This window comes from Kitasatospora sp. NPDC127035, from assembly GCF_042726075.1.
Taxonomy (GTDB): Bacteria; Actinomycetota; Actinomycetes; order Streptomycetales; family Streptomycetaceae; genus Kitasatospora.
Map to the genome: position 1 here is coordinate 47,677 of NZ_JBHXDN010000018.1, position 24,643 is coordinate 72,319.

The 24,643-nt window shown below is 74.0% G+C and carries 24 protein-coding genes and 1 pseudogene; 14 read left to right on the plus strand and 11 right to left on the minus strand.

Translation table 11 applies throughout. From position 1 onward, the window contains the following. Positions 1-428 precede the first annotated feature (428 nt). From ACFWIC_RS15270 to ACFWIC_RS15280, 3 genes are all read left to right on the plus strand, one after another. Positions 429-2,723: a catalase gene (locus ACFWIC_RS15270; protein WP_380518766.1), complete on the plus strand. Its 2,295-nt coding sequence runs from the start codon at positions 429-431 to the stop codon at positions 2,721-2,723. 91 nt (positions 2,724-2,814) lie between these two features. After that, positions 2,815-3,711 carry an SDR family oxidoreductase gene (locus ACFWIC_RS15275; protein ID WP_380361339.1) on the plus strand — a complete coding sequence of 299 codons (897 nt, stop codon included), beginning with the start codon at positions 2,815-2,817 and terminating at the stop codon, positions 3,709-3,711. A 93-nt stretch (positions 3,712-3,804) separates the two neighbouring features. Continuing rightward, the gene (locus ACFWIC_RS15280) at positions 3,805-4,119 is read left to right on the plus strand and encodes a hypothetical protein (RefSeq protein WP_380518769.1); all 315 of its coding nucleotides are present in this window, start codon (positions 3,805-3,807) and stop codon (positions 4,117-4,119) included. A gap of 143 nt (positions 4,120-4,262) precedes the next feature. Here the strand turns inward: ACFWIC_RS15280 and ACFWIC_RS15285 are convergent, their stop codons facing one another. Both ACFWIC_RS15285 and ACFWIC_RS15290 read right to left on the minus strand, forming a co-directional pair. After that, complete coding sequence (locus tag ACFWIC_RS15285) at positions 4,263-4,868, minus strand: flavodoxin family protein (protein WP_380518772.1); 606 nt, start codon at positions 4,866-4,868, stop codon at positions 4,263-4,265. Positions 4,869-4,944: 76 nt separating this feature from the next. Further along, positions 4,945-5,679, minus strand: a complete 735-nt coding sequence (locus ACFWIC_RS15290) for an alpha/beta fold hydrolase (protein WP_380518774.1) — start codon at positions 5,677-5,679, stop codon at positions 4,945-4,947. A 246-nt stretch (positions 5,680-5,925) separates the two neighbouring features. Here ACFWIC_RS15290 and ACFWIC_RS15295 point away from each other — a divergent pair, with 246 nt between their 5' ends. Continuing rightward, positions 5,926-6,324 (plus strand): winged helix-turn-helix transcriptional regulator, encoded by a 399-nt coding sequence (locus tag ACFWIC_RS15295; RefSeq protein WP_380518777.1) that lies wholly within the window; start codon positions 5,926-5,928, stop codon positions 6,322-6,324. A 39-nt stretch (positions 6,325-6,363) separates the two neighbouring features. Here the strand turns inward: ACFWIC_RS15295 and ACFWIC_RS15300 are convergent, their stop codons facing one another. Both ACFWIC_RS15300 and ACFWIC_RS15305 read right to left on the minus strand, forming a co-directional pair. Next, the gene (locus ACFWIC_RS15300) at positions 6,364-7,467 is read right to left on the minus strand and encodes a glutamate--cysteine ligase (RefSeq protein WP_380518780.1); all 1,104 of its coding nucleotides are present in this window, start codon (positions 7,465-7,467) and stop codon (positions 6,364-6,366) included. A gap of 57 nt (positions 7,468-7,524) precedes the next feature. Continuing rightward, a complete protein-coding gene (locus tag ACFWIC_RS15305; RefSeq protein WP_380518783.1) occupies positions 7,525-8,490 on the minus strand; it encodes a DUF5937 family protein in 966 nt (321 codons plus the stop codon). Positions 8,491-8,568: 78 nt separating this feature from the next. Between ACFWIC_RS15305 and ACFWIC_RS15310 the strand changes: the two genes are divergently transcribed. Then, positions 8,569-9,423 carry an alpha/beta fold hydrolase gene (locus tag ACFWIC_RS15310; RefSeq protein ID WP_380518786.1) on the plus strand — a complete coding sequence of 285 codons (855 nt, stop codon included), beginning with the start codon at positions 8,569-8,571 and terminating at the stop codon, positions 9,421-9,423. A gap of 112 nt (positions 9,424-9,535) precedes the next feature. Then, a complete protein-coding gene (locus ACFWIC_RS15315; protein WP_380518789.1) occupies positions 9,536-10,153 on the plus strand; it encodes an AraC family transcriptional regulator in 618 nt (205 codons plus the stop codon). Here the strand turns inward: ACFWIC_RS15315 and ACFWIC_RS15320 are convergent. Next, entirely contained in the window at positions 10,128-10,358 is a 231-nt protein-coding gene (locus tag ACFWIC_RS15320; RefSeq protein ID WP_380362562.1) for a DUF6296 family protein, read from the minus strand. The two genes, ACFWIC_RS15315 and ACFWIC_RS15320, sit on opposite strands and share 26 nt — an antisense overlap. Before the next feature lie 476 nt (positions 10,359-10,834). Between ACFWIC_RS15320 and ACFWIC_RS15325 the strand changes: the two genes are divergently transcribed. From ACFWIC_RS15325 to ACFWIC_RS15340, 4 genes are all read left to right on the plus strand, one after another. Then, entirely contained in the window at positions 10,835-12,337 is a 1,503-nt protein-coding gene (locus ACFWIC_RS15325) for an FAD-dependent monooxygenase (RefSeq protein ID WP_380518792.1), read from the plus strand. A 149-nt stretch (positions 12,338-12,486) separates the two neighbouring features. Next, on the plus strand, positions 12,487-12,747 hold the full coding sequence (locus ACFWIC_RS15330; RefSeq protein WP_380518795.1) for a hypothetical protein: 261 nt from the start codon (positions 12,487-12,489) through the stop codon (positions 12,745-12,747). Continuing rightward, the gene (locus ACFWIC_RS15335) at positions 12,744-12,926 is read left to right on the plus strand and encodes a hypothetical protein (RefSeq protein WP_380362556.1); all 183 of its coding nucleotides are present in this window, start codon (positions 12,744-12,746) and stop codon (positions 12,924-12,926) included. The genes ACFWIC_RS15330 and ACFWIC_RS15335 overlap by 4 nt, the downstream gene beginning before the upstream one ends. 17 nt (positions 12,927-12,943) lie before the next feature. After that, positions 12,944-13,450 carry an amidohydrolase family protein gene (locus ACFWIC_RS15340; RefSeq protein WP_380518798.1) on the plus strand — a complete coding sequence of 169 codons (507 nt, stop codon included), beginning with the start codon at positions 12,944-12,946 and terminating at the stop codon, positions 13,448-13,450. 144 nt (positions 13,451-13,594) lie between these two features. Here the strand turns inward: ACFWIC_RS15340 and ACFWIC_RS15345 are convergent, their stop codons facing one another. The 3 genes from ACFWIC_RS15345 to ACFWIC_RS15355 form a co-directional block, all read right to left on the minus strand. Continuing rightward, entirely contained in the window at positions 13,595-14,287 is a 693-nt protein-coding gene (locus ACFWIC_RS15345) for a TetR/AcrR family transcriptional regulator (RefSeq protein WP_380518801.1), read from the minus strand. Between the two features lie 201 nt (positions 14,288-14,488). Beyond that, the gene (locus ACFWIC_RS15350) at positions 14,489-15,046 is read right to left on the minus strand and encodes a type 1 glutamine amidotransferase domain-containing protein (RefSeq protein ID WP_380518803.1); all 558 of its coding nucleotides are present in this window, start codon (positions 15,044-15,046) and stop codon (positions 14,489-14,491) included. A gap of 42 nt (positions 15,047-15,088) precedes the next feature. Further along, positions 15,089-15,307 carry a DUF6479 family protein gene (locus ACFWIC_RS15355; RefSeq protein ID WP_380518806.1) on the minus strand — a complete coding sequence of 73 codons (219 nt, stop codon included), beginning with the start codon at positions 15,305-15,307 and terminating at the stop codon, positions 15,089-15,091. 297 nt (positions 15,308-15,604) lie between these two features. On the opposite strand from ACFWIC_RS15355, the gene ACFWIC_RS15360 reads away from it, so the two are divergent. Together ACFWIC_RS15360 and ACFWIC_RS15365 are read left to right on the plus strand one after the other, a co-directional pair. Further along, positions 15,605-15,865, plus strand: a complete 261-nt coding sequence (locus ACFWIC_RS15360; protein ID WP_380518807.1) for a DUF4235 domain-containing protein — start codon at positions 15,605-15,607, stop codon at positions 15,863-15,865. 247 nt (positions 15,866-16,112) lie between these two features. Continuing rightward, complete coding sequence (locus ACFWIC_RS15365; RefSeq protein WP_380362546.1) at positions 16,113-16,550, plus strand: hypothetical protein; 438 nt, start codon at positions 16,113-16,115, stop codon at positions 16,548-16,550. Positions 16,551-16,810: 260 nt separating this feature from the next. On the opposite strand, the gene ACFWIC_RS15370 is transcribed toward ACFWIC_RS15365, so the two are convergent. After that, positions 16,811-17,998, minus strand: coding sequence for a hypothetical protein (locus tag ACFWIC_RS15370; protein ID WP_380518810.1), 1,188 nt, complete (start codon positions 17,996-17,998; stop codon positions 16,811-16,813). Positions 17,999-18,393: 395 nt separating this feature from the next. Next, positions 18,394-19,296: pseudogene (locus tag ACFWIC_RS15375) on the minus strand (aminoglycoside phosphotransferase family protein); the annotation flags it as partial. A gap of 263 nt (positions 19,297-19,559) precedes the next feature. Here ACFWIC_RS15375 and ACFWIC_RS15380 point away from each other — a divergent pair. Beyond that, positions 19,560-20,765 (plus strand): amidohydrolase, encoded by a 1,206-nt coding sequence (locus ACFWIC_RS15380; protein WP_380518812.1) that lies wholly within the window; start codon positions 19,560-19,562, stop codon positions 20,763-20,765. Between the two features lie 179 nt (positions 20,766-20,944). Here ACFWIC_RS15380 and ACFWIC_RS15385 read toward each other — a convergent pair whose 3' ends face one another. Further along, the gene (locus ACFWIC_RS15385; RefSeq protein ID WP_380518815.1) at positions 20,945-21,067 is read right to left on the minus strand and encodes a hypothetical protein; all 123 of its coding nucleotides are present in this window, start codon (positions 21,065-21,067) and stop codon (positions 20,945-20,947) included. 576 nt (positions 21,068-21,643) lie between these two features. Between ACFWIC_RS15385 and ACFWIC_RS15390 the strand changes: the two genes are divergently transcribed. After that, positions 21,644-24,502 (plus strand): SpoIIE family protein phosphatase, encoded by a 2,859-nt coding sequence (locus ACFWIC_RS15390; RefSeq protein WP_380518817.1) that lies wholly within the window; start codon positions 21,644-21,646, stop codon positions 24,500-24,502. Positions 24,503-24,643 lie beyond the last annotated feature (141 nt).

The window sequence follows — 24,643 nt, forward strand, 5'->3', positions numbered from 1 at the left end:
ACTTCGGCAGCCCGGTGGACGGTGCAACTCTCCGCCACCTCACAACCCCGGGGCTGTCCCCAGCCGGTCCAGGTTCCTACGGCCGCAGCCACGGACACGCCGTCGACGGCGGGGGCGGCAACGCCGGCGCGCCGTGGGAAACGGGTGCCGTCGAGTTCCTCCGCACCCGGGGTGCGGGCGGCACTTCGCGGTGGCCTTGAGCCCGTTTCCTCCGCGCACCCCGTCCCGCCGCGGGACTGCAGGGCAGGCATCTGCTTGGTACGTCGCTACCGGGGCAGACGCGATGGAGCGGGGGCACGGCTGCTGCGGCCGCGAGGTCCCAGGACACGGCCCGCCCCCGGGAGCCCTCCACCCGAGCACGACTCCTCAGGAACCGCGCCGACCCCGTGGCGGTTGCGCACCACCCCTACCCGAAGGTGAGAACGCTCATGGAAACGCCGGGTCCCCTCAAGAGGGCGGCTGACGCCGTCATCGATGCCCTGACCGACGAGACGAGCCGTCCCGAGGCGAAGGTCCCGGGTGCACCGGGTACGGAGCCGCCGCCGGTGGCCGAGCCCACCGAGCCCCGGGCCCCGCTTCCCCCTTCACCCGACCAGCGGGCGCCCGCGCCGTTGTCCGCCACCGGACGGGACGGCGGGGCGGTGGACGACGTCCGGGCGCAGAACGGCGGCTTCCTCACCACGGCGAACGGCACACGGCTGCCGGACTCCGACCACTCGCTGAAGGCCGGTCCTCGCGGTCCGGTGCTGTTGCAGGACCACCACCTGCGCGAGAAGATCACGCACTTCGATCACGAGCGGATCCCGGAGCGGGTGGTCCACGCCCGCGGGGCCGCCGCCCACGGCGTGTTCCGCGGATACGGTACTGCGGCCGGAGTCAGCAGGGCCGCGTTCCTGGCGGAGGGCGTGGAGACGCCGGTGTTCGTGCGGTTCTCCACCGTCCTCGGTTCGCGCGGCTCCGCCGACACCGTGCGTGACACCCGCGGCTTCGCGACGAAGTTCTACACCGCCGAAGGCGTCTTCGACCTCGTCGGCAACAACATCCCGGTGTTCTTCATCCAGGACGCGATCAAGTTCCCCGACGTCATCCACGCCGGCAAGCCGCACCCGGACCGGGAGATCCCGCAGGCGCAGAGCGCCCACGACACCTTCTGGGACTTCGTGTCCCTGCACACCGAGGCCACCCACCACACGTTGTGGAACATGTCGGACCGCGGCATCCCCCGCTCCTACCGGACGATGGAGGGCTTCGGTATCCACACCTTCCGCCTCGTCGACGCCGACGGCGCCACCACCCTCGTGAAGTTCCACTGGAAGCCGAGGCTCGGCGTGCACTCCCTGGTCTGGGAGGAGGCCCAGCTGATCGCCGGCACGGACCCTGACTTCCACCGCCGCGACCTCGCGGACGCCATCGAGGCCGGCGCGTTCCCGCAGTGGGAGCTGGGCATCCAGACCTTCCCCGACACCGCCGAGCAGACCTTCGAGGGCATTGACCTCCTCGACCCCACCAAGATCGTCCCCGAGGAACTCGCCCCCGTGCAGCCGATCGGGCTGATGACTCTCAACGCCAACCCGACGAACTTCTTCGCCGAGACCGAGCAGGTCGCCTTCCACCCCGGGCACCTCGTCCCCGGCATCGACGTCACCGACGACCCGCTGCTCGCCGGGCGCCTGTTCTCCTACCTCGACACCCAGATCACCCGCCTCGGCGGCCCGAACTTCGCGCAGATCCCGGTCAACCGCACCCACGCGCCCGTCAACGACATGCTCCGCGACGGCTTCCACCAGGACGCCGTCCACAGCGGCGTCGCCCCCTACAAGCCCAACTCCCTCGACGGCGGCTGCCCCTTCTTCGCCGGCGCCGGCGACCACGCCTTCATCGAGCACCCCATCCCGATCGCGGCCGCGTCCAAGGTTCGTGAGGCCCCGGCGTCGTTCGACGACCACTTCAGCCAGGCCCGGCTGTTCTGGCTGAGCATGAGCGCGCCCGAGCGCGAGCACATCATCGCCGCGTACACCTTCGAACTGAACAAGTGCTACCACCAGGCCGTCAAGGAACGGGCCCTGCTGGCACTCGCCAACATCGACCCGTACCTGTGCGCACAGGTCGCGCACGGGCTGGGCCTGCCCGCGCCGCAGGCCTCGGAGCCGCTCGCGGACCCCGCGCCGAGTCCGGCCCTGTCCCAGCTGGGGCAGGAGTGGCCGACCGACGGCCGCGTCATCGGCATCGTCGCCGACCCCGCCGGTGACCTCGCACAGCTCGCCGCCGTACGGCGCGCGGTCCTCGACGCCGGCCTGGTGCCCCTGGTGATCGCCCCGACCGGAGGGGAGCTGACGGCCGAGGGCGTCGATCCCGTCCCTGTCCGGCGGACCTTCGCCACCGCCCGCTCGACCGAGTTCGACGCCGTCCTGCTCGCCGGAACGCCCGCCCCCGGCCTGGACGCCGACGGCGGCCGGGACGCCAAAGCGGGAGCGCCCGGCAACCCGGGTGCGCCGGTCGACCCGCGCATCACCCTGCTGCTCGCCGAGGCGTGGCGGCACGCCAAGGCCATCGGCGGCTGGGGCACCGCCGAGCAGGCCCTGACAGCGGCCGGCATCCCCGCCGGTGCCCCCGGCATCGTCCTCGGTGGCGTGGGGGAGGAGGTCGTCGACAGGGTCGTGGGCCTCCTCGCCGCACACCGGGTCTGGGACCGCTTCCCCGGGCCGTCCGGGTCCGTCCGCTGACCGGACCCCTGGAGTTCGGACCCGGGCACACCGCCGTGCAGTGGACGGCGGCGCGGCGGGCACCGACAGCGACCGTCGAGGAAGTGGTGATGTGAGCAAGGACCAGTACACCCCGCGCAATCCGGTCGAGCAGTACCCGGGGCCGCCGTTCCCGGCGCAGTCGCAGCCGCACCCCGGCAGCGGTGCGGCCATGGAGCCCGAACCGGACTACGGCGAGGCCACCTACCGCGGCAGCGGGCGGCTGGCAGGCCGTCGGGCCCTGATCACCGGCGGCGACTCGGGCATCGGACGCGCCGTGGCCCTGGCGTTCGCGCGGGAGGGCGCCGATGTGGCGTTCTGCCACCTACCCGGGGAACACGAGGACGCGCAGGAGACGGTGCGGCTCGTCACGGAGGCGGGCCGCAGGGCCCTGGCCGTGGCGGGGGATATCCGGGAGGAGGACTTCTGCACCGGGCTGGCGGACCGGGCCGCCGCCCACTTCGGCGGCCTCGACATCCTGGTGAACAACGCCGCCTACCAGATGTCGAGGCCCGAAGGGCTCGCCGCGATCCCCAGCGACCAGTTCGACCGGGTGATGAAGACCAACCTGTACGGCATGTTCTGGCTGACCCGGGCCGCCCTGCCGCACCTGGGGGAGGGCGCGAGCATCGTGAACACCGCTTCCGTCCAGGCGTACAAGCCCAGCCCCCACCTGCTGGACTACGCCATGACCAAGGCGGCGATCGTCGCGTTCACCCAGGGCCTGGCGATGCAGCTCGCCCCCGAGGGCATCCGGGTCAACGCCGTCGCCCCCGGTCCGGTGTGGACGCCGCTCATCCCGGCCACCATGGACGAGGAGAAGGTCGCCCACTTCGGTGAGCAGTCCCCGCTCGGCCGCGCCGCCCAGCCCGCCGAGATGGCGCCCGCGTACGTCTTCCTCGCCTCCCAGGAGGCCTCCTACATCACCGCGGAGATCGTCAACGCGACCGGCGGTACCCCGCTTCCCTGACACCCCGCGCCGGCCGGCGCCTGACGGGGTCGGCCCGGCACGGGTCACGCCACTGAACGAGACAGGCACGCCACCGAACCCGAGGAGCCTCCCGTGGCAGACGAGGACCCGCAGCACGAGGACCGGAACGAGCGGGCGGCCGCCGCCGGAACCGGGCCGCCCGCCGACCGATCGTACGGCGACAATGCCTCCGACAATGCCTCCGACGACGGGGACCCGGCGGACGGGTCCGACCCGGAGCGCCCCGACAGCGGCCCTGTGCGGCAGGGCTACGACGCCACCGCCGAGAGTGCGGCCGCCGCCGCCGACCCGCGTAGCCCGTACGCCGCGCCACCGGCCGACGACGACGCCGAGCAGGGTACGGGTGCCCGGCCCCGGCACGGCGACCGCTCGCACCGGCCCGGTTGATCGGCCCGCGGGGCGTTCGCCGGGCGCGCTGCCGGTCAGGCGAACGGAGAACCGCGGAACGACGACGACCGCGGCATGACGGTGGCCGGCACCGAGTACTCGGTGCCGGCCACCGTCATGCCCGGACGGGACGGGCCCCGGGCTCACTCGGCAGGGGCCGGCCAGGGGCGCCCGGTGAGGGCGGAGGCCACGTGGTGGAGGTTGGCGGCCATGGTGCGACCGGTGGAGTGGGCCCAGTCGTGGCCCTTGTCGTCGTCCAGGTAGTCGGGGCCGGGACCGGGGCCCAGGTGCCAGTAGGTCCAGGCCTGGGCGGGAATCGTGTAACCGATGTCGACCAGGCCGCCGGAGATCTCGCTGATGACGTGGTGGGCGCCGTCCTCGTTCCCGGTGACGATGACGCCGGCCACCTTGCCGTAGGCGACTGGCACTCCGCGGTCGTCCGTCTCGGAGATCATCGCGTCCATCCGCTCCAGGACGCGCTGCGCCACGGAGGACGGGCGGCCGACCCAGGTCGGGGAGGCGACGATCAGGATGTCGGCGGACGTGAGCTTGTCGTGCACGGGCGGCCACTGGTCTCCGTGGCCCATGTCCGTCCCCACTCCGGGCCGGATGTCCAGGTCGACGGCGCGGACGGTTTCCACCTCCACACCGAGGCTGGTGAGTTCGTTCGCGACGACGTCGGCCAGGGCATCGGTGTTCGACGGCTCGGGGGACGGTTTGAGGGTGCAGTTGATGACGAGAGCTCGCATGGGCCCCCGCCTACCCCGCCCGGAGTCGGGTATGGCCCCCGGGCGGTCGATTCATCCGGACGGCGGCCCCGCCGCGTCAGACGCTTCTTTGCAGCAGGTCGCTGAGCTCCACGGGCTTGGTGATCATGGAATCGTGGCCGGTCTCCAACTCGTAGACGCGAGACGGCCGGCCGTTGGGCTGGGTGTTCGGGACGGGTCGGCGAGTGACGCCTTCGGGCTCGCTGCCGACGCAGAGAATGTGAACCCGGGGGATCAGCGCCTGCGCGGGGTTGTCCATCTCGGCCGGCTGCTGGAAGCAGAGGACCGACTCGTCCGAGAGCGTGGTCCTGAGCCAGGCGATGTCGCCGGGGTCGGTGACGCCGAACAGGCCGAGCGGCGGGCGGAACTCCGGCAGCGGCGGAATCCGCCAGGGCTGGGCACTGCCGGCGGCACCGTCGATCAGGACCTGGGTGAACGGCATGACATCGATGGCGTTCTCACCGTGCGTCGGCACCATCGCGTCGATGTACACCAGGCGGGAGATGCGCTGGGGGACACGGTTCGCCACGCCGGAGATGACCATTCCCCCGTAGCTGTGCCCGGCGAGGACGACGTCGCCGAGGTCGTGGTCGAGGATGAGGCCGACGATGTCGTCGACGTGGGTGGTGAGCCCGGTCTCGGGGCTGAGCAGGTGCGCCTTGTCCCCGTGGCCGGTGAGGGACGGAGTGAAGACACGGTGGCCCCGCGCGGTGAGCAGCGGGGCGACGCGGTTCCAGGACTGCCCGTCGTGCCAGGCGCCGTGGACGAGGACGTAGGTGGTCGAGTGGGACACGGATGCTTCCTTGGTGTGAGCGAGTGGTTCTGTCGGCAGGGTGGAGGTGCACGCGTGCGGGTGCGGAGCGGTGGACACCCCGGGCACGGGGCAGCCGAGTTGGCGGTTCAGCAGGGAAGGCGCCGTCTCGGGTCGTACGAGTGGGGCGAGAGGATGCCGGGTTCGGCCTCGGCGCCCGTCGGGACGGTGCGCCGCATGCCGTCGACGTTAGGCGGTCGACAGGTACCTGTAGGTACCGTTCGGCTCATGAGTCTCCGTCCCGGAACCGTCTTCCTCTCCGACTGCCCCGCCCGCCTGGCCGTCGAGGTCATCGCCGGCAAGTGGGCCGTGGTCACCCTCTTTGCGCTGAGTGACGGGCCCTTGCGGCACGGCGAGTTGGTCGAGCTGATCGGCGGCGTCTCGCGCAAGGTACTGACGCAGACGCTGCGCCGGCTCCAGGACCACGGGCTCGTCGAGCGGCGTACCTACGCCGAAGCGCCACCCCGCGTGGAATACGGACTGACCGAGCTCGGGCGCACCCTGGAGGAGCCCATCGCCCTGCTGACCGAATGGGCGAGATCCAACGGTGAAGCGATCGTCGCCTTTCACGAGGCGGCCGAGACGGCTGAGGTGAAAGACACCTCGGACCGTGAGCGACGCCCCTGACCCGGGTCGCGGGCCGTGATCCCGCCGCTACCGTGCGGTTCAGGCCCCGGTGGTCTGGTCGGCGATCATCGCGAGGAGCTGCCGTCGGCCGTGCTCGCGCAGGACGCGGCGCTGGCGCACGGCGCCGTTGCCCTCGCGCAGCAGGCGCTCCAGCACCGGGACGACGTGGCGGTGTTCGCCGTCGGCCTCCAGAGCGGCGTCCACGTGCTCCAGGAGCGTCGCCGCCGCGGCGGCCGGGGCGACCAGGCGGCCGGCGAGGGGGTCGAACACGGTGCCGGTGCAGCCGTGGCGGGCGCCGTGCCAGACGGCCGCCGCCAGCTGCTCCGGCAGGACGGCCGGGCCCGGCCGTCCCGCGTGCTCGTCGGCGAGTGCACGGGTTGCCAGGGCACGGACCACGCCGGCCAGCATGACCGCCTCGTCGGGCCGGAGCTGGACGTCCATGGCGCGTGTCTCGACCGTTGGGTACCGCTCGGAGAGCCGGACGTGCCAGTAGAGCTGTCCGATGTCGGGGATCAGCCCGTCGCGGACGAGCGCCGTGGTGCGGCGGTCGTAGTCGCGGTCGCCGTCGAAGTGCGGGGGCGGCCCGCTGACGGGCCAGCGTCCGAAGACCGGGGTACGCCAGGAGGCGAAACCGGTGTCCGTCCCGTGCCACAGGGGCGAGTTGGCGGCGAACGCGATCAGCAGCGGCAGCCAGGGGCGCAGCCGGTTCAGCACGGTGACGCCGGCGGACCGGTCGGGGACGCCGATGTGGACGTGCATGCCGGCGATCAGCTGCTCGTCGGTCAGGCGCCCGGTGTCGCCGCGCATGGCGCGGTAGCGGGCCGTGGGTGTGACGGGGACGGGCACTCCGTCGGCGTCGGCGAACGGGGCGGCGGCGCAGGCGGCGAGCACGCAACCGTCCGCGCGGGCGGCCTGGCCCAGTGCGTGGCGCATCCGGAGGAGGTGGCCGCCGCCCTCGTCGAGGTCGTGGCAGACCGGGGTGGCCACCTCAAGCTGGGCCTGGAGCAGCTCGTGCTGCACCTCGCCGCTGTCCAGGGCGGGCTGCAGCCCGGCCGCGTCCCGGACCTGGACGGCCCGGGCGCGGGGCCGTCCGGTCACCGCGTCGAGGAGGAGGTACTCCTCCTCCATGCCGAACGTGAGCATGCCGCGCGTCTACCCGTTCGGGGCGTCGGCAGTCGTTCCCGCGGTGCCCGGTCCCGGTCAGCCCGAGGGTTCGGCCGTGAGTACCGTGCCCGTCCGGGTGCGCAGGTGCACGGCCGTGCGGCCGGTGCGGCGGGTCGTCACCAGACCGGCGGCGCGGAGGGCGCCGAGGTGCTGGGAGACGGCGCCGGCGGTGACACCGAGGCGGGCGGCGAGGTCGGGGGTGCTCAGCGGTTCGCCGAGCTCGGAGAGCAGCGCGGCGCGGGTGCGGCCGAGGACGGCGGCGAGGCCGGCGGAGGTCGGGCGGGGTTGTTCCCAGAGCAGCCCGACGCCGGAGGCCGGGTAGCGGATGGAGGCGGCGGTGCGGGGGGAGTGGTCGACGATCACGTCCGGCCAGCCGAAGACGGACGGCATCAGCACCAGCCCGTGGCCGCCTGCCTCGACGGTCCACGCCGCACCCGAGCGGCGGCGCCCGTGCACCACCAACTCGCCCTCCCGCCAGACCACGTCGCCGTGCAACTGTGCGAAGAGCCCCTCCACCCCGCCGTCCACCAGCGCCACCGCCCGCCGGCCCAGGTCCGCCTCCAGCACCGCCCGCATCCGCCCCCAGTGCGGGGCCACCAGCCGGGCGTGGCAGCGCGTCAGCGCATCGGCGGCCCGTTCCAGCAGCACGGCCGGCTCCGGCAGGCGCCCGGCCCGGGCGCCCAGCGCGGCGGCGCACTCCGCCACGACGTACGCCGGGTCCGTCGTTCGCAAGCCCGCCACCTCGGCGTCGAACGTCGGCAGGCGCTCCTCGGGCACGGGGAACAGGAACGACGGCAGGCAGCCCTCGAGCAGCGTCCGCAGCAACGGCAACTCCGGCTCCTCCGCCAGCACCGGCTGTGCCTCGCGCACCCACGGCCGGTGCACCCCGTGCCCGCCGACACCGAGCGCCGCCCGCACTCCGAGCACCGTCTCGGCCAGCGGCGACACCGCCAGCCGCACCCGCGCCACCTCGGCCGCCGAGAGCCGGATCTCCACCGCCACGTCCGCCCCACTCCGCTGATCGTTTAGCCCTGGCTGAACGATAGCCGGGCCCGGCCGCCGTCCCCCAGGCTGTCCGCCATGGAGCTCTTCACCTCGTACGACGGAACCACGCTCGCCTTCCGCACGCTCGGGGACGGCCCGCCGCTGCTCTGCCTCCCCGGCGGCCCCGGCCGCGCGGCCGAGTACCTCGGCGACCTCGGCGGACTGTCCGCCCACCGCACGCTGATCCTGCCGGACACCCGGGGCACCGGTGCCTCCGCGATTCCCGCCGACCCGGCCACCTACCGCGTCGACCGCCTGGTCGCCGACGTCGAGGCACTGCGCCGCCACCTCGGCCTGGACCGCGTCGACCTGCTCGGCCATTCCGCCGGCGGCAGCCTGGCCATGCTCTACGCCGCAGCCCACCCCGACCGGCTGAACAGCCTGACCCTGGTCACCCCCTCGTTCGCCGCCGTCGGACTGCCCTCCGACACCGGTGTGGACGAGGTGATCGCCGCCCGCGCGGCCGAGCCCTGGCACGCCGAGGCCGTGGCGGCGCACCGGCACATGACGACCGCGAACAGCTTCGCCGAGGCCGCGCCGCACCGACTCGCCTTCGAGCCGCTGATGTACGGCCGCTGGGACGACGCCGCGCGCGCCCATGCCGCCGCCGACCCCGCCCAGCGCGCGCTCCCCGTCAGCGAGCACTACTACCAGGGCTACACGCCCGACACCGGGGAACTCCGCCGGCGCCTGGGCGCCCTGCACCGCCCGACGCTGCTCCTCGCGGGCGAGGTGGACCTGTGGCCCACCGCCGGAGCCGCCGCCGACGCCGCGTCACTCTTCACCGAGGTGACGCTCGCCGTCCAGCCGGGCGCCGGCCACTACCCGTGGCTGGACGACCCGCAGGCGTTCACGGCCGTGCTGGAGGGCTTCCTGTCCGCGGTGGGCTAGGACGTCCTTGCCGAGCTCGCGGGCCGCTGGGGCCTGATGGGTCACTGGGCTGTTCATGCCGTCCACTCTCGGGCGGAGCCGGGTCGGCGGGCTACCGGCAGGATGCCAACCCATGGGGGAAACCCGCCATCTTGATCCCGCGGAACGCGGCCGCGTCGCCCTGGCGCACGGGCAGCGACTGCCCACCCATGCCCACGACCGCGGTCACCTGGTCTATCCGGCCACCGGTGTGCTGTCCGTGACCACCGCCAGGGGCACGTGGATCGCTCCGCCGACCCGGGTGGCGTGGACTCCCGCGGCCTTCGAGCACCACCACACCGCGCACGGCAACGCGGACATGCGGATTCTGTTCCTGTTCGACGCACTCGCCGCCCGACTGCCCGCGCATCCTGCGGTGCTCACCGTCTCGGGGCTCGCCCGCGAAGCCCTGCTCGCCCTCACGGCCGAGGAGGCGGACACCGGTGTGCGGGCGCCGGAGGCGGTCGACCGGCTGCACGCGGTCGTCGTCGACGAGCTCACCGCGGCGCCCGAGCAGCTGCTGCATCTGCCCGAGCCGGCCGACGACCGGCTCCGGGCGCTGATCGCTGTCCTCTACGCCGACCCTGCCAATCAGCAGACCCTCCGGCAAGGGGTGAAGGCCAAAACCCTGCCGTTCCTGCCCGGCAGCGGGAGGGACGTGGGCGAGGCCGGGGCGGCAGGCGTCCTCAGGACAGGCCGGCCAGTGAGGTGATCCGCAGACCGGGCGAGCACCGGAGCACGCGGTGGTCGCCGCCGCAGGTGATCTCGACCTCCAGGCCGCCGTCGCCGTCGATGTAGACGCGGTGCCCCGCCGGTCCGGTCCTGGCGCTCGCCGTCACGACGGCGCAGCGGACCGCGCCGGCCGGGTCCCGCAGGCTCACCAGGTAGGCGGCGGTGGCGCCTGTCAGGGTGGTCATGCGACCGGGTGGTCGAGGCGGAGGGACCGGCCCAGGGCTCGTGGCGTTCCGCTGGCGGTGTCGGACATGGCGATCACCTTTCAGTGTCGAAGCTCCGTGCGTCGCACGGATCCCACCACCCTGCCTCCTGCCGGCGCGGGACGCGCGACAACCCGTGCGGGGGCTCGGCTGCCCGGAGGACGTTGCTCGCGAGCCGGCTGCCGACCGGAGCCCGGTCACCGCCCTCCTGCTCCCGCATCCGCGGAGGGGGAGGCGGTCGCTGGAGCGGGCGCTTCGAGCGCCGGTCTTGCCCCGCCCTCCGTAAATGGCTACGTTGTATCCAAAATGCTTTTCGGTACTGCCGTAGCCGATAGCCGGCGACCGGGCTCCCGGACGTCCGTCCGGCGAGCGCGCGGTCCGTTTCGGCGGACCTTCGACGGACCCCGGCGCCGAATCCCGTCGCCCTTCCCGGCAAGATCAACTTGAGGCCGATCACCATGACAGAACCCCACGACACCGATGTCCTCGTCGCCGGGGCCGGACCCACCGGCTCCACCCTGGCGGCCGACCTGCTGCGGCGCGGCGTCCGCGTCCGCGTCGTCGACAAAGCGACACGGGCCTTCCAGGGCTCCCGCGCCAAGGGGATCCAGCCCCGCACCCAGGAAGTGTTCGAGGACCTCGGCGTCCTTCACGAGGCACACGCCGAAGGCGGCCCCTACCCGCTCGCAGGACTCCACCTCGGACCCTTCACCGCGCCGTGGCGGATGCAGCAGCGGAACAGGCCGACCCCGGACGTGCCGTACCCGAACATCCTCCTGCTGCCGCAGCACCGCACCGACGCCATCCTGCACCGTCTGCTCGAACGCCACGGGCTGCGCATCGAATACGGGGCCGCCCTGGAGACCTTCGAGCAGGACGCCGACGGCGTGACGGCGACGCTCTCCACCGGCGAGCGGGTGCGCACCCGGTACCTCGTCGGCGCCGACGGCGGCGCGAGCGCCGTCCGTGCGGCGACCGGTCTCGGTTTCGTCGGGGAGACCGACGACTCCGACAAGACCCTCATCATCGACGGCACGATCGACGGACTGTCCCGCGACCGGTGGCACATGTGGCCCGGCGCGTCCGCCGGAGCGTGCCCGCTGCCGCACTCCGACCAGTTCCAGGTGATGATCCGACTGAAGCCGGGCGAGGCGCCGGATCTCGACCACGCCGCCCTGACCCGCCGGTTCCACGCCCTCACCCGCCTCACGCTCCACGACATCACCTGGACCTCGGTGTTCCGGCCCAACGTCCGGCTCGTCGAGCGCTACCGCGCGGGCCGGGTCCTCCTGGCGGGCGACGCCGCCCACGTGCACACGCCCGCCGGCGCCCAGGGCCTCAACACGGGTGTGCAGGACGCCTACAACCTGGGCTGGAAGCTCGGGCAGGTGATCGCCGGCTCGCCGGACGACCTGCTCGACAGCTACGAGGCCGAACGGCTCCCGATCGCCGCAGGCGTCCTCGGCAAGTCCAGCGAGCTCTACAGGAGCCTCGGCAGGCACCGTGTCGCGGGCCTGAAACGCGGAGACGAGGAGCGGCAGCTCGGACTCACCTACGCCGGCGGCCCGCTCGCTCCCGGCGACGCCCCGGCCACCAGGACCCTGCACGCGGGCGACCGGGCGCCCGACGCGCCGTGCACCGCCCCCGGCACCACGCGCCTGTTCGACGTCCTCCGGGGACCGCACTTCACACTGCTGGCCTTCGGCCCCGGCGCCACCGCGGCCCTGCCCGGCCTGACCTGGCCGTCCGAGGGGGCCGAACTGCACCGCTACGCCGTCCGCGACGGGCGCGGGATCGACCGTGGCCACCTCACCGACGCCACCGGCCGGCTGTCCGGCATCTACGGCGTCGACGGTGACGCGCTGATCCTCGTCCGGCCGGACGGGTACATCGCCGCAGTCATCAAGTCCGACTGGCCGGCCTCCTTCGCCACCGCGACCGCGGCCTACACCCCGCGATGACCCGGCCGGGCCGTCCGGTGCCCCACGACGTGGCCGGGGCGCCCGCGGTCGTTCCGCACGCCGACGAGGACGCGCGTTCCGCCCCGCCGCCACCGGCCGGACGGTCCCCGGCGTGCCGCCCGACTAGGTCGAACAGGAGGAGCTCAGGAATGTCAGCACCACAGCAGGCCACCGAGGGCCGCCCGGCCCCGGTCGTGACCCTGACGTTCGTCGGCCACCGCACCGGGGCGGAGGAGGCCACGGCGAGGCTCTCCGCCGAATCCCGGGCCGCGCTGCGCCAGTTCTCCCCGGAGCGCATCACCGGCTACGGCGTCGACCACGCCGATGCCGTCGAACTGCGCGCCCGCGTGAGCGAGGGCCCGACGCCGGCTATCCGCTCCTGGTCCTCCCGGGCGGCGGGGACCTCATGATCTCGATGGAGCTGGCGCAGACCCTGCTGGACGGCGCGCCCACGGACGACAAGCAGGTGGTCGTCTTCTCCGACGGTGACCACTGCGTCTACCACCACCGGCACGACCGCGACACGCTCGTCGCCGACTGGACGCGGGCCCGCCTGTGCGGCACCCCGAGCCCCGCCGTCGTGTCCTGAGACGAGGAAGCACACCCATGCAGATCATCGACGCACAGATCCACCTCTGGGCCGGCGCGAGCGCGCCACCGCACCACTGGCGCGCGCCGTACACCGTCGAGAACGCCCTGCGCGACATGGACGAGGCCGGTGTGGACCGCGCCGTCAACTGCCCGGCGATCTGGGACGCGGGCGCCAACGACTACGCGGTGGAGACGGCCGAGCGGTACCCCGAGCGGTTCGCGACTCTCGGCCGGTTCCCCCTCGACGACGCCGCGGACGAGTCCCTCGTCGACGCGTGGCTTGACAAGCCCGGCATGGTGGGGCTGCGCTTCGTGATGGCGGCGCCGGAGACGGTCGGACGCCTGGCGTCGGGCACGCTCGACTGGCTGTGGGAGGCCGCCGACGGTCGTGGCATGGCCGTGGGGATCATGGTGATGCCTCCGTACCTGCCGGCCGGCAGGTCTTCGACGCGTTCGGTGCCGAGCGGATGTTCTGGGGTACCGACATCACGCGTCTGCGGTGCTCGTGGCGGGAGGCGGTGACGGTGTTCACCGAGGAACTGCCCTGGCTGCGGGGCCGTGACCTCGAACTCGTCATGGGTCGCGCCGTGGCCGACCGGATCGGCCGGAGCCGACCGGCGGAACGGCCGTCGACACGGCCGTCAGCACGACCGTAGGCGGCGCGCGTCAGTGCCACCCCGAGGCTTTGCCCGGCTCCGGCTCCGGCTCCGGCGCAGGTTCCGGCTCCTGCGACGAGTCGAGCCTGGCCCGTTCCAGCCCGACGAGGAGCAGGTCCAGACCGAACCGGAACTCCTCGTGGAGCGGGACGGAGGTCAGCTCCTCGGCCGCAGCCGTCGTGGCCGGATAGTCCTCCGGGTCGAGCGAGTCGTAGTACTCCCGCAGGTGAGACCGGTCGTCGGCGCCGGGAGCCCCGGGGCCGTGCTGCTGGATGGCGAAGCCGATCACGTAGTGGCCGATCGCCGTGAAGGCGCGGGCTGCCAGACCGACCGGGAACCCGTGGCCCAGGAACAACGTGATGAGGCCCTCCCTGGCACGGAGACCGTTGGGACCGACGGGGACCCGGGCCGCCAGCAGGGGCAACGCGTCGGGGTGCCGGCACAGCGTGCCGTACAGGGCCTCGGCCGAGACGGCGGCGGCTTCCTGCCACGGCAGGTCGGCGAGGTCGCCGGGCGGGACGCGGACCTCGCCCAGGATCCTGTCCGCGACGAGGGCGAGGAGCTCGTCCTTGCCGCTGAAGTGCCGGTAGAGCGTCGCCGTGCCGGAGCCGAGCGAATCGGCGACCATGCGCAGCGTCAGGGCCTGGATCCCGACCTTGTCGATCAGCCTCAGGGCCGCGTCGACGAACTGCCCGACCTCCATCGGGGGACGACCGCGCCGGTATTCCGGGGCCGGCGCCCGGCCCGCCCACCAGGCGGGACTACCCGGGACCGGCTTGACCTTCGACGCCATGAAGCAGTGGCCCTCTCGGGGGAGCTTTGCTGACGAGTTTCGGACTTATCGTATCCGTTTTCGACATCGGACGGCCCCGGACGGACGGCGTGCAGTTCGGGCGCGGGCCCGTCAGTGCTGTGCGGTCTCCAGCGCGGCGTCGATGCCGCGCAGGAACGCGTCGAGGTCGTCGGGGGTGCGGGAAGTCACCAGTCGCCAGCCGCCGGAGTCGTCCTCGACGAGCGGCCGGTCGGTCCAGGTCGCGCCCGCGTTGCCGAGGTCGGTGCGCAGCGACGGGTACGAGGTGAGGGTCTTGCCGTCGGCCACACCGGCCTCGGCGAGCAACCAGGGGCCGTGGCAGATCGCGGCGATCGGACGGCCGGAGCCGGCGAAGGCGCGGACCAGGTTGACGGCCTCCTTCTCCAGCCGGAGCGTGTCGGCGTTGATCGTCCCGCCGGGGACGACCAGCAGGTCGTAGTCGTCGGCGTTCGCGTCGGCGAGGGTGTGGGTGGGTTGCACGGTCTCGCCGGGATCCTTGTCCCCGATCAGGGTGCGGATGCCGTCCCGGGAGACGGCGGCGATGTCGGTCTGGATACCGCTCTCGCGCAAGTGCCGGACGGGTACGAGGAGTTCGTCCTGCTCGACGCCGTAGTCGGTCACGATCGCGAGTGCTCTGGTGGTGCGGGTCATGGTCTCCTCCGGTTCAGGGGTCGGAATTCGGTGTCGTCGGGCCTACGCCTGCCCGTCCCGGGGCCTGCGCCGGCCGGAGTGCCGGCCCGGTCCCCGGGAGGCCCGGCCGGTGTAGGGCGGCGGCCTGCGCCGTTTCTGCCTGCGGACGCCCAGCAGGACGGAGCCGACCAGGGCGCCGCCGATGGCCAGGACCACCAGGACCAGCAGGATTCCGGACACGGCGGGGCCCGCTGCGGACGCGTTGGTGAGCATCGTCGTCATGGACTGCGGGTGCCCGTGATCCGCGCGGCTACACGCGGCCGGGGTGTGGCGGCGGGGTGGTGGTGAGTCGCCGGGGTGCGCCTTCGGTCGGAGGCGGGCGGACCGGATATCGGAGGGTTGGGAGGCACGAGGAGGGAAAGACGCCTGCGCACGGCGCTCCTTCCCGGGCGCGGGGACGGCAGGGCGGGGGAGGGTGCCGTATGCCCGGCCCCGTTCCACCGCGCTCGGCCCGATGGGCGCAAACGCCGGTCCGACGCAGCCACGTGCAGCCCGGGCGGCACGATCGAGGAGAGTGTGATGATCATAATTCTCTACAAGCCGTTCGGCCTGCTCGCCGGCGCTCTGGGAGGGGTTCTGGCCGGTGCCCTCTTTCGACGGCTCTGGAAGCTGGTCGGGGGCGAGGACGACGCGCCCAGCCCCACGGACGAGGACCGGAGCTGGCGCGGGGTGCTGACCGCGGCCGCGTTGCAGGGCGCGGTCTTCGCACTCGTGAAGGCGGCGGTCGACCGCGGAGGAGCCGTGGGCATCCGCCGGCTGACCGGAACCTGGCCCGACTGAGAGTCGGCCCGCGCCCTCCGGGGGCCGCTCGCACCCGGATCGATTGGTCGGCCCGCGGCGCGTTTGCCGGGCTCACATCCGGTCAGACGGACGGAGGACCCGCGGAACGACGGAGGGAATCGGCAATGAAGACCGGTGTGAACGGGGGCCGCACGACGGGCTTCCGACCGACGGGGCGGCCCGTCCCCGAGCAGGCGACGGCGACCGCCGGGACCGATACCGACGCGATCAAGGAGTGTGCGCACCGATGACCCGCGAGCACAGCAACGAGAAGACGGTCCTCCCCACTGCGGCGGACCTCTCGACCCGGATGGCCGACACCCGCGAGCGGCTCACCGACGTCGTCGACGTCGTGGTGGCGAAGGCGGACGTGGGTGCCCGGGCACGGGACGCCGCCGTACATGCCAGGGAGAGCATCGGCCACACGGCCGACCAGGCCCTGCACGCCGTGGTGGAGCAGATCGGCGAGGTTGCCGACAGTCTGCGCGCCGGGGGCGTGCAGGTGAAGGAGCACACCGTAGGTCTCACGGACTCGGCCGGCGAGGTGTTCGAACGGCTCTCGGAGACCTCGACCCGCGGACGGGCCCTGAAGGACTTCCGGTACAGCGGCCCGGTGCTCGCCGCGGTAGGGGGTGCCTTGCTCGCCACGGCCGTGATCGTCACCGTGCGCCGCCGCCGTAGGTGAGGTGACCCACCGCCGGTCGGACGTCCGTCGGAATGCGGGGCCGGCACCGGGTACGCGGTGCCGGCCCCGCACCGTGTCCCCACGGTGGTCCGCCAGGACCGCCCGTCTGTCGGGCGGGCGCCGACCGTTGGGGGCGGAGCTCAACGCCCACGTCCCCACCCGTACGCCCCCACCCGTACGCCGCGAGCCGGAACCGGAACGACCCGGGGCCCCGCCGTCACGCGGTGGTTGTCGGGACGCGGCTCTTGTCGCCCCGGGCGTCAACCGCCGGCCTGTTCAGGGAGGACGGCGACGGAGAGCGGAAGGTGGCCGACCGGGAGGCGGGTGGTCCGGCCGGTGGCGGTGTCGACGAGGGTGAGGCCGTTCCAGCCGCCCTCGCGGGTGAAGCCGCCGGCGACGTACGCGGTGCGACCGTCCGGCGAGAGGGTGACGGTCTCGTGCGGGCCGTCGAGGGGGAGGACGCGTTCCGTGCCGTCCGGGGAGCGGATGGTGAGGGAGGGGCCGGCGTCCGTGGCGGGGTCGATCGGCCCGGTGCCGACGACGTAGAGGGTGCCGTCGGGGGCGATGCTGGCGCCGTGCTGGTGGGTGTTGGCGGTCATCGGTTCGACGGTGGTGCGGCCGGTGGACGGGTCGACGACGGCGAGGCGCTCGCCCTCGAAGGGAAGCAGCAACGCGCCGTCGGTCGGGCGGACGGCGGCGTAGTGGGGCTTGAGCCAGGAGCCGAGGCCGCCCTCGGTGCCGTACGGGGCGACCTCGATGCGGCGGGTGTCCCAGGTGGCGGTGTCGACCGTCGTCACGTCGAAGGAGTCGTGGCCGGTGACGTAGACCTGGCGGCCGTCGGCGGAGACGTCCACGTCGAAGGGGCGGCGGCCGACCGGGACGACCTGGACGACGGCGCGGGTGGCCGTGTCGACGACCTCCAGGGTGCCGTTCCCCCCGGGCACGTTGACACCGACGTAGAGCCGGCTGCCGTCCGGGGAGAGGGCGAGGCCCATGCCGCCGCCCCGGTACTCGCCGGTGGCCACGGGGCCGGTCCGGGTCCTGTACGGGATCAGCGCGGTTCGCGTGCGGGCCCGGGTGTCGACGGCGGCGACGCCCTCGGCGGTGGCCACCCAGGCGGTGCCGTCGGGTGCGACGGCGAGGGCGTAGGGGCCGGTGCCGACCCGGACGGATCCCAGGTCCGCTCTGCGGTCGGTGCGGGACGGGTCGACGAACGTGACGGTGTCCGCACCGAAGTCGGTGACCAGGAGCAGGGGGGTCGGCCGGTCCGGTGAGCCGGAGGGCTCGGCGGCGGTGGGCGCCGCTGCGGTCGCGCTCGCGCTCGGGCCCGGGTTCGGGCTCGGGTCGGCGGCGGGCGGTGCGGGTGGGGTCTGTCCGCAGGCGGCGAGCAGTACGAGGGCCGTCGCCGCGCCCGCGGCGGCCCGGGCCAGGGCGGCCCGAACGGCCACCTCCGATCCTCGACGGAACCGCCGGCCCGGTCGGCCGGTGACAGGGGGGCGGTCGGTCATCGAGGGTTCCTCCACGAAGGGGCCGGCGGTCGGCGCCGATGGGCCGCGGTGCCCTCCAGCCTGCCCCTCGGGCGCCGGCGGGGGATCGGCAGCCCGGCCCGTCCGACGCCGCCGGTCGGTGGACGACGGGGTCAACCGATCGGCTGACCCCGGTGCCGGTGCCGGCCTTCACCGAGCTCATCGAGGCTCGGGCCCGTGCCCGTGGCGACGACGCCGGGGCGGCCTCGGAGGCCCTGGCCGCCTCCGGGAGTCTGCTCGACCGCTGACGGGACAGCCGGTCTGCTCACGCCGGGCGACGCGCGCCGGTGGCATCGTCCGCCGGGCCGGGGGACCGGTGCGAGGAGTCGTCGCAGTGCGGCGCGGGCCGGTGGGCCCCAGGTGGCCTTGCCGCCGGGGCGGCCGTGGACGCCGGCCTCCCCGATGAGGAGGCAGGCGAGTGCGCGCCACACCGCCCAGCCGCGGGCGCGACGCAGGGTCGCGGCGTCCGGGGCCGGCCGGTACGCGGCAACGAACCTGTCGACGGCGCCGTCCGGCAGCAGGATCCACGCCGCGGCGAGGTCGAAGGCCGGATCACCCGCGAAGAGGTCGCCGAAATCGACTACTCCGCAGAACGTGCCGTTCGCGGTGAGGACGTTGGCCGGGTGCAGATCGCCGTGGAGCCACAGTGCCGGGCCCGTCCAGGCGGACGCGGCCACGGCGTCCTCCCAGAGCGCGCGGACGCCGTCCGGGGCGGGGATCAGTCCGAGCTCGGTGGCCGAGGCGAGCATCCTGGCGAACCCCTCGGCATGGTCGGCCAGTGGCCCCCCGCGGTCCCGACCGGTCGGCGCCCCGTCGGGAGCGGGTCGGTGAAGGGCCGTCAGGAAGGCGGCCAAGGCGTCGGCCGCCTCTGCGGCACGTGTGGCGGGGGCGCGGTCGGCGGGCTCGCCCGGCACCCAGGTGGTGACGATCCAGGGCCGCGGAAATCGGTCGGAGGGCTCACCGAGGCGCTGCGGGACGGGGACCCGCAGCGGAAGGTGCGGGGCGAGGCCGGGCAGCCAGGCGTGTTCCTTGCGCAGCAGCGCATCGGCGGACTGTGTAGCCCACGGCAGCCGCACGGCGAGGTCGTCGCCGAGCCGCCACAGCTGGTTGTCCCAGCCGCGTGCGCCGAGCTTCACCGGACGATCGGCCAGGTCGGGGTGCTGGTCGCGCAGCAGGTCCCGGACCAGTTCCGCAGTGACCTCGATCTCGCTGTGAGTCATGCGGAACAACCATAGCCGGGCGGTGGGCCGCCTCGAAGACCGTGGGCGCGTGAGGGGTGCGCGGCGGCGCCGGGCGGCGCCGGGCGGCGCCGGGTGGGGAACGGGGGCCCGGCGATGATAAACAGACTGTTGCAGGAAATGGTGGGATGTTTCGTCGGCGGGCTGTCCGTCGGGCAGTCCGCGGCCGGATCGGTGTCCGCACCGGCAGCAGGGAGCAGCCCACCGCCCGCCGACGCGACCGCACCGAGGAAGGGTTGACCCCCGTGACCGCAACCACCGCCACCGTCTTCCGCAACGTCCGTCCGTACGGCGCCGATCGCGCCGTCGACCTGTTCGCCGCCGACGGTCTGCTGGTCGAGCGCCTGCCGGCCGGCGCGGACCCGCTCGTCGTGGAGGGCGAGGGGCGGATCGCCCTGCCCACGCTGGTGGACGCGCACATTCACCCGGACAAGACGGCCTGGGGCGAGCCCTGGTACGGCCGGCGCCCGGCCGGCTCGCTCCCCGAGTACGTCGGTGGCGACGTCGACCTCTACCGCCGTCAGCGCACCCCCCTCGCCGCGCGCGCCCAGCGGCTGCTGGCCCACGCCGTGGCGTGCGGCACGCGCGCGGTCCGGGCCCACGTGGACGTCGCCCCCGCCTACGGGCTGGACGGGGTGACCGGGCTGGCCGAGGCACGCGAGCGGTTGGCCCCGGCGCTGGACGTCCAGCTGGTGGCCTTCCCGCAGCACGGCGTCCGCCGCACCCCCGGCGCGGCGGAGCTGCTGGCCGAGGCGGCGGCGAGCGGACTGATCGACGCGGTCGGCGGGATCGACCCCGCCGGCTTCGACGGAGGACCGGACGGCGAGGGTCCTGCCCAGCTCGACCTGGTCTTCGACCTGGCCGAACGCCACGGCCTGCAGTTGGACGTCCACCTGCACGACCGTGGCGAGCGGGGCCTCGGCCCGCTGCGTGACATCCTCGCGCGCACCCGGGCCGCGGGCCTGGCCGGCCGGGTCGTGGTCAGCCACGCCTTCTGCGTCCCGGAGCTCGCCGACGAGCGGCTCACCGACCTCGCCGACGAGCTGGCGGAGGCCGGCGTCGGCCTCACCACCGTCGCCCCCTCGGCCCACCAGGTGCTGCCGTTCCGCGAGCTGCAGTCGCACGGCGTGCGCGTCGGCCTGGGGTCCGACGGCGTGCGCGACTCCTGGAGCCCGTACGGCAACGCCGACATGCTGCACCGCGCCCACCTGCTCGGCTGGACCACCGGGGCCCGCACCGACGAGGAGCTGAGCGACTGCTTCGCCCTGGCCGCCGACGGCGGCGCCGACCTGCTCGACCTCCCGCGCGTCACCCTCCGGCCGGGCTCCCCGGCCGACTTCATGCTGCTCCCCGGTGAGTGCCTCCCGCAGATCGTGGTCGACCTGCCCCCGCGCGACGTCGTCGTCCACGCCGGCCGCGTGGTCGCCCGGGACGGCCGCTTCCTCGGCTGACACCCGCCGGGGGTGGGCGGCCTCGTTCGGCCTGGTTGCGAGCTGTTTGACGTCGGGTACGAGGTGTCCGGACCACGGGCCGGACCGACGCCGGCCGGGATGCGCGGTGCGTCGAGCGGACGGTCGCCGTACGGGTCGGGCGGGTCAGGCGGGTCGGTCGGGCGGGTGGGGCGGGCGGGTCAGCCCTTCCCGCCCTCGGCCCAGGTGAGGTCCATCTGGTCGATGAAGCGGCGGCCGTCGAAGGAGAGGAAGACCTTGGACGTGGTGTCGTTGTCCGCGATCCAGGTCTTGTTCCACTGCACGACAGTGTCGGCGCCGTCGCGCTTGGGGTAGTAGAGGCCCTCGCGGCGCTCCGGCCGGTTGTAGAAGCCGTGCCCGTTGGCCAGCCGGTACGGCGTCCTGACGAGGGCGCCACTGACGTCGTCGAAGAGCGCGGCGGGGAAGTGGCGCGGGCGACGAGCTTCGGCGGGACGTAGTGGACGTCCACCTCGCCGGCGTCCACGGAGCGGGCGGGTTCCCCCGGCAGCCGGTGGAACGCCTTGCGCACGGCACCCGCACGCTCGTAGCTGTCGGTGAAGGTCACCAGGCTTCCCTCCCGGCCCTCCGTGTGAGGTGACGGTCACGGTGACCGTGAGCGGTCTCGGCGCCACCGGCTCCGTCGGCCTCCTCGACCTCCCGTGGATGCTCCTCGACGCGGCCCTTGCCCTCGCGGCCGGGGGGGTCCGTCATTGCTGCCGGCCAGGCGTCGCCGCGGCGGCCGAGGACGGAGCGCGGGGCGCTCCGCGGCCGCCCAGGCCGGAAGTCCGGCCGGGCCCGTCCGGAGGTACGGGACGGCCGCTTGTTGCCTGGACTCGGGCAAAGCAGGATAAACAGTGACTATGGACCCTCGCCCGGGTGGAAGCGACGTGCACCGTCCGGCCGGCCCCCGGGCCGGCCTCGGCGCCGGCGCGCCGAGGCCCGGAGCGGGTCGCCGACCCCCCGGGAAGGACGGCGGTGGTCCGCACGGCGACCCGCCGCCACCGGCGTCGCCGCCCCGGCCACCGGGCGGGACGGCCGGGCGCAGCTTCGCCCGCGAGGTCTTCCTCCTCCAACTGGTGATGGTCGTCCTCCTGGTGGTCGGCGCCGTGGTGGCCCTCGTGGTGCAGCAACAGCGCTCCACCACCACCGACGCCCGGCACCGCACCCTCGCCGCCGCCGAGTCGTTCGCCCACGCGCCCGGACTCGTCGCCGCTCTGGACGGCGCCGACCCCACCGCGACCCTCCAACCGCTGGCCGAGGAGGTCCGGACGGCCGCCGGGATCGACGCGCTCATCGTGTACCGGCTCGACGGGACCGTGCTCACGCACAGCGACACCTCGCAGCTCGGCAAGCACGTCATCGGTCCCTACGCGGAGGCCGCCGAGGGCAGGGCCGTCACCAGGACCTTCGACGGTGCGCTGGGCCGCTCGGTGGTGTCGGCCGTCCCCGTCAAGGACGCGACCGGTGCGGTGGTCGCCATCGTCGCCGCCCCCGTCACCCTCGAAGCCATCCACAAGTCGGTCCACCACGAGCTGCCCCTCTTCCTGGTCGGAGCCGCCGCCGCCACCGCCCTCGCGGCCGGCTGCGCCGCCCTGGTGAGCCGCCGGCTGCGACGCCAGACGCGGGGCCTGGGCCCGGCCGCGATGACCCGGATGTACGAACACCACGACGCCGTCCTGCACTCGGTGCGCGAGGGCGTCCTGATCACCGACGACGGCGGCCGCCTGCTCCTGGCCAACGACGAGGCCCGCCGCCTCCTCGACCTCCCCGCCGACGCGGAGGGGCGCCGCGTCGACTCCCTCGGGCTCGACACCGACACCGCCGAGCTGCTTGCCTCCGGCCGCACCGCCGACGACGAGGTCCACCGCGCCGGGGAGCGGCTGCTCTCCCTCAACAAGCGGCCCACCTCTCCCACCGGAGTGCACGGCACCAGCGTGGTGACCCTGCGCGACACCACCGAGCTGCGGGTGCTGGCCGGCCGCGCGAAGCTGGCCAGGGCGCGGCTGCGGTTGCTCTACGACGCCGGGATGCGGATCGGATCGACGCTGAACGTGGTGCGGACCGCGGAGGAACTGGTGCAGGCGGCCGTCCCGGGCTTCGCCGACATCGCCAGCGTCGAGCTGCAGGACCCGGTGCTGCACGGCGACGCCCCGGCCGGGGCCTCCACGGTGCTGCGCCGCAGCGCCGTCGCGGGCCTCGCGGAGGACCACCCGCTCTACCCGGTCGGGCGGCTGATCGACTTCGTGCCGGGCACACCCATGGCGGCGAGCGTGCGCGAAGGCCGGGCCGTCGTCGAGGCCGACCTCGGGGCCTCCACGGGCTGGCGGAGCCAGGACCTCGAACGCGCCCAGCGGATCCTCGACCACGGCATCCACTCGCTGATGGTCGTCCCGCTCCAGGCGCGCGGCCTGACCCTGGGGCTGGTGAACTTCTGGCGCGCCCACGACTCCCCGCCGTTCGACGAGGAGGACCTCGCCTTCGCCAAGGAGGTCGGCAGCCGTGCCGCGGTCTGCATCGACAACGCCTGGCGCTACAGCCGGGAGCACGCCATGGCGGAGACCCTCCAGCGCAGCCTGCTGCCCCGGGAGCTGCCGGCCCAGGAGGCCCTGGACGTGGCCCACCGCTACCTGCCCGCCCAGGCCGGGGTGGGCGGCGACTGGTTCGACGTCATCCCGCTGCCCGGCGCCCGGGTCGCCCTCGTCGTCGGCGACGTGGTCGGCCACGGCCTGCACGCCGCCGTCACCATGGGCCGCCTGCGGATCGCCGTCCACAACTTCTCCGCCCTCGATCTCCCCCCGGACGAACTGCTCGGCCACCTCGACGACCTGGTCGCCCGCATCGACGACCAGGAGGGCGAGGGCCCGGACAGCGCCCGGATGATGACGGGAGCCACCTGCTTCTACGCCGTCTACGACGCGGTCGCCGGCCGGGTCGCCGCCGCCAGTGCGGGCCACCTCCCGATGGCCCTGGTCCGCCCCGACGGCACCGTCGAGTTCGTGCAGCCGCCCGTCTCCCCTCCGCTGGGTCTCGGCGCCGGCATGCCCGTCGAGGCCGTCGAACTTGCCGTGCCCGAGGGCTCCCGGCTGGTGCTCTGCACCGACGGCCTGCTCAAGGCCCGCGACCGGGACGTGGACTTCGCCCTGGACGCTCTGGCGGAGGCACTCGCCGGCCCGGCCCGGTCTCCCGAGGAGGCTTGCGAGAGCGTGATCGGGGCGATGCTGCGCACCCGGCCGACCGACGACGTCGCCCTCGTGGTGGCCCGGACCAGGCTCCTGGCCCGGGACCGGGTCGCCGCATGGGACGTGCCCAGCGCCCCCGAGGCGGTGGGTCCGGTGCGCCGGGACTGCGTCCGCAGGCTGGCCGACTGGGGGCTGGAGCGGCTCTCCTTCGGCACCGAGCTCATCCTCAGCGAATTGATCACCAACGCCGTGCGGTACGGCCGGGAACCCGTCCACGTCCGGCTGCTCCTCACCGAGACCCTGGTCTGCGAGGTCTCCGACGGGAACAGCACCGCGCCGCACATCCGCCGGGCCGCGGACACCGACGAGGGCGGACGCGGTCTGTTCCTCGTCGCCCGCTACGCCGAGCGCTGGGGCACCCGCTACTCGGCGCGGGGCAAGACCATCTGGACCTCCCAGTCGCTCATCGGGGAGGACGGGCCGGCCGAGGAGCTCTCGGAGGACGACCTGCTCGGTCAGTGGGGCGATCTGGAGGGCTGACCGTCCGTCCGGCCCGATGACCGTTCGCCCGACGCGCCGACCCGGCTCCGATCGCATCCGGCCATTGAGGCCACTGTCGCCCCGGACCCTCTCCACGGGTCCGGGGCGTCGACGCGCCCCGCCGCCGGGGCGCGCAGGTCG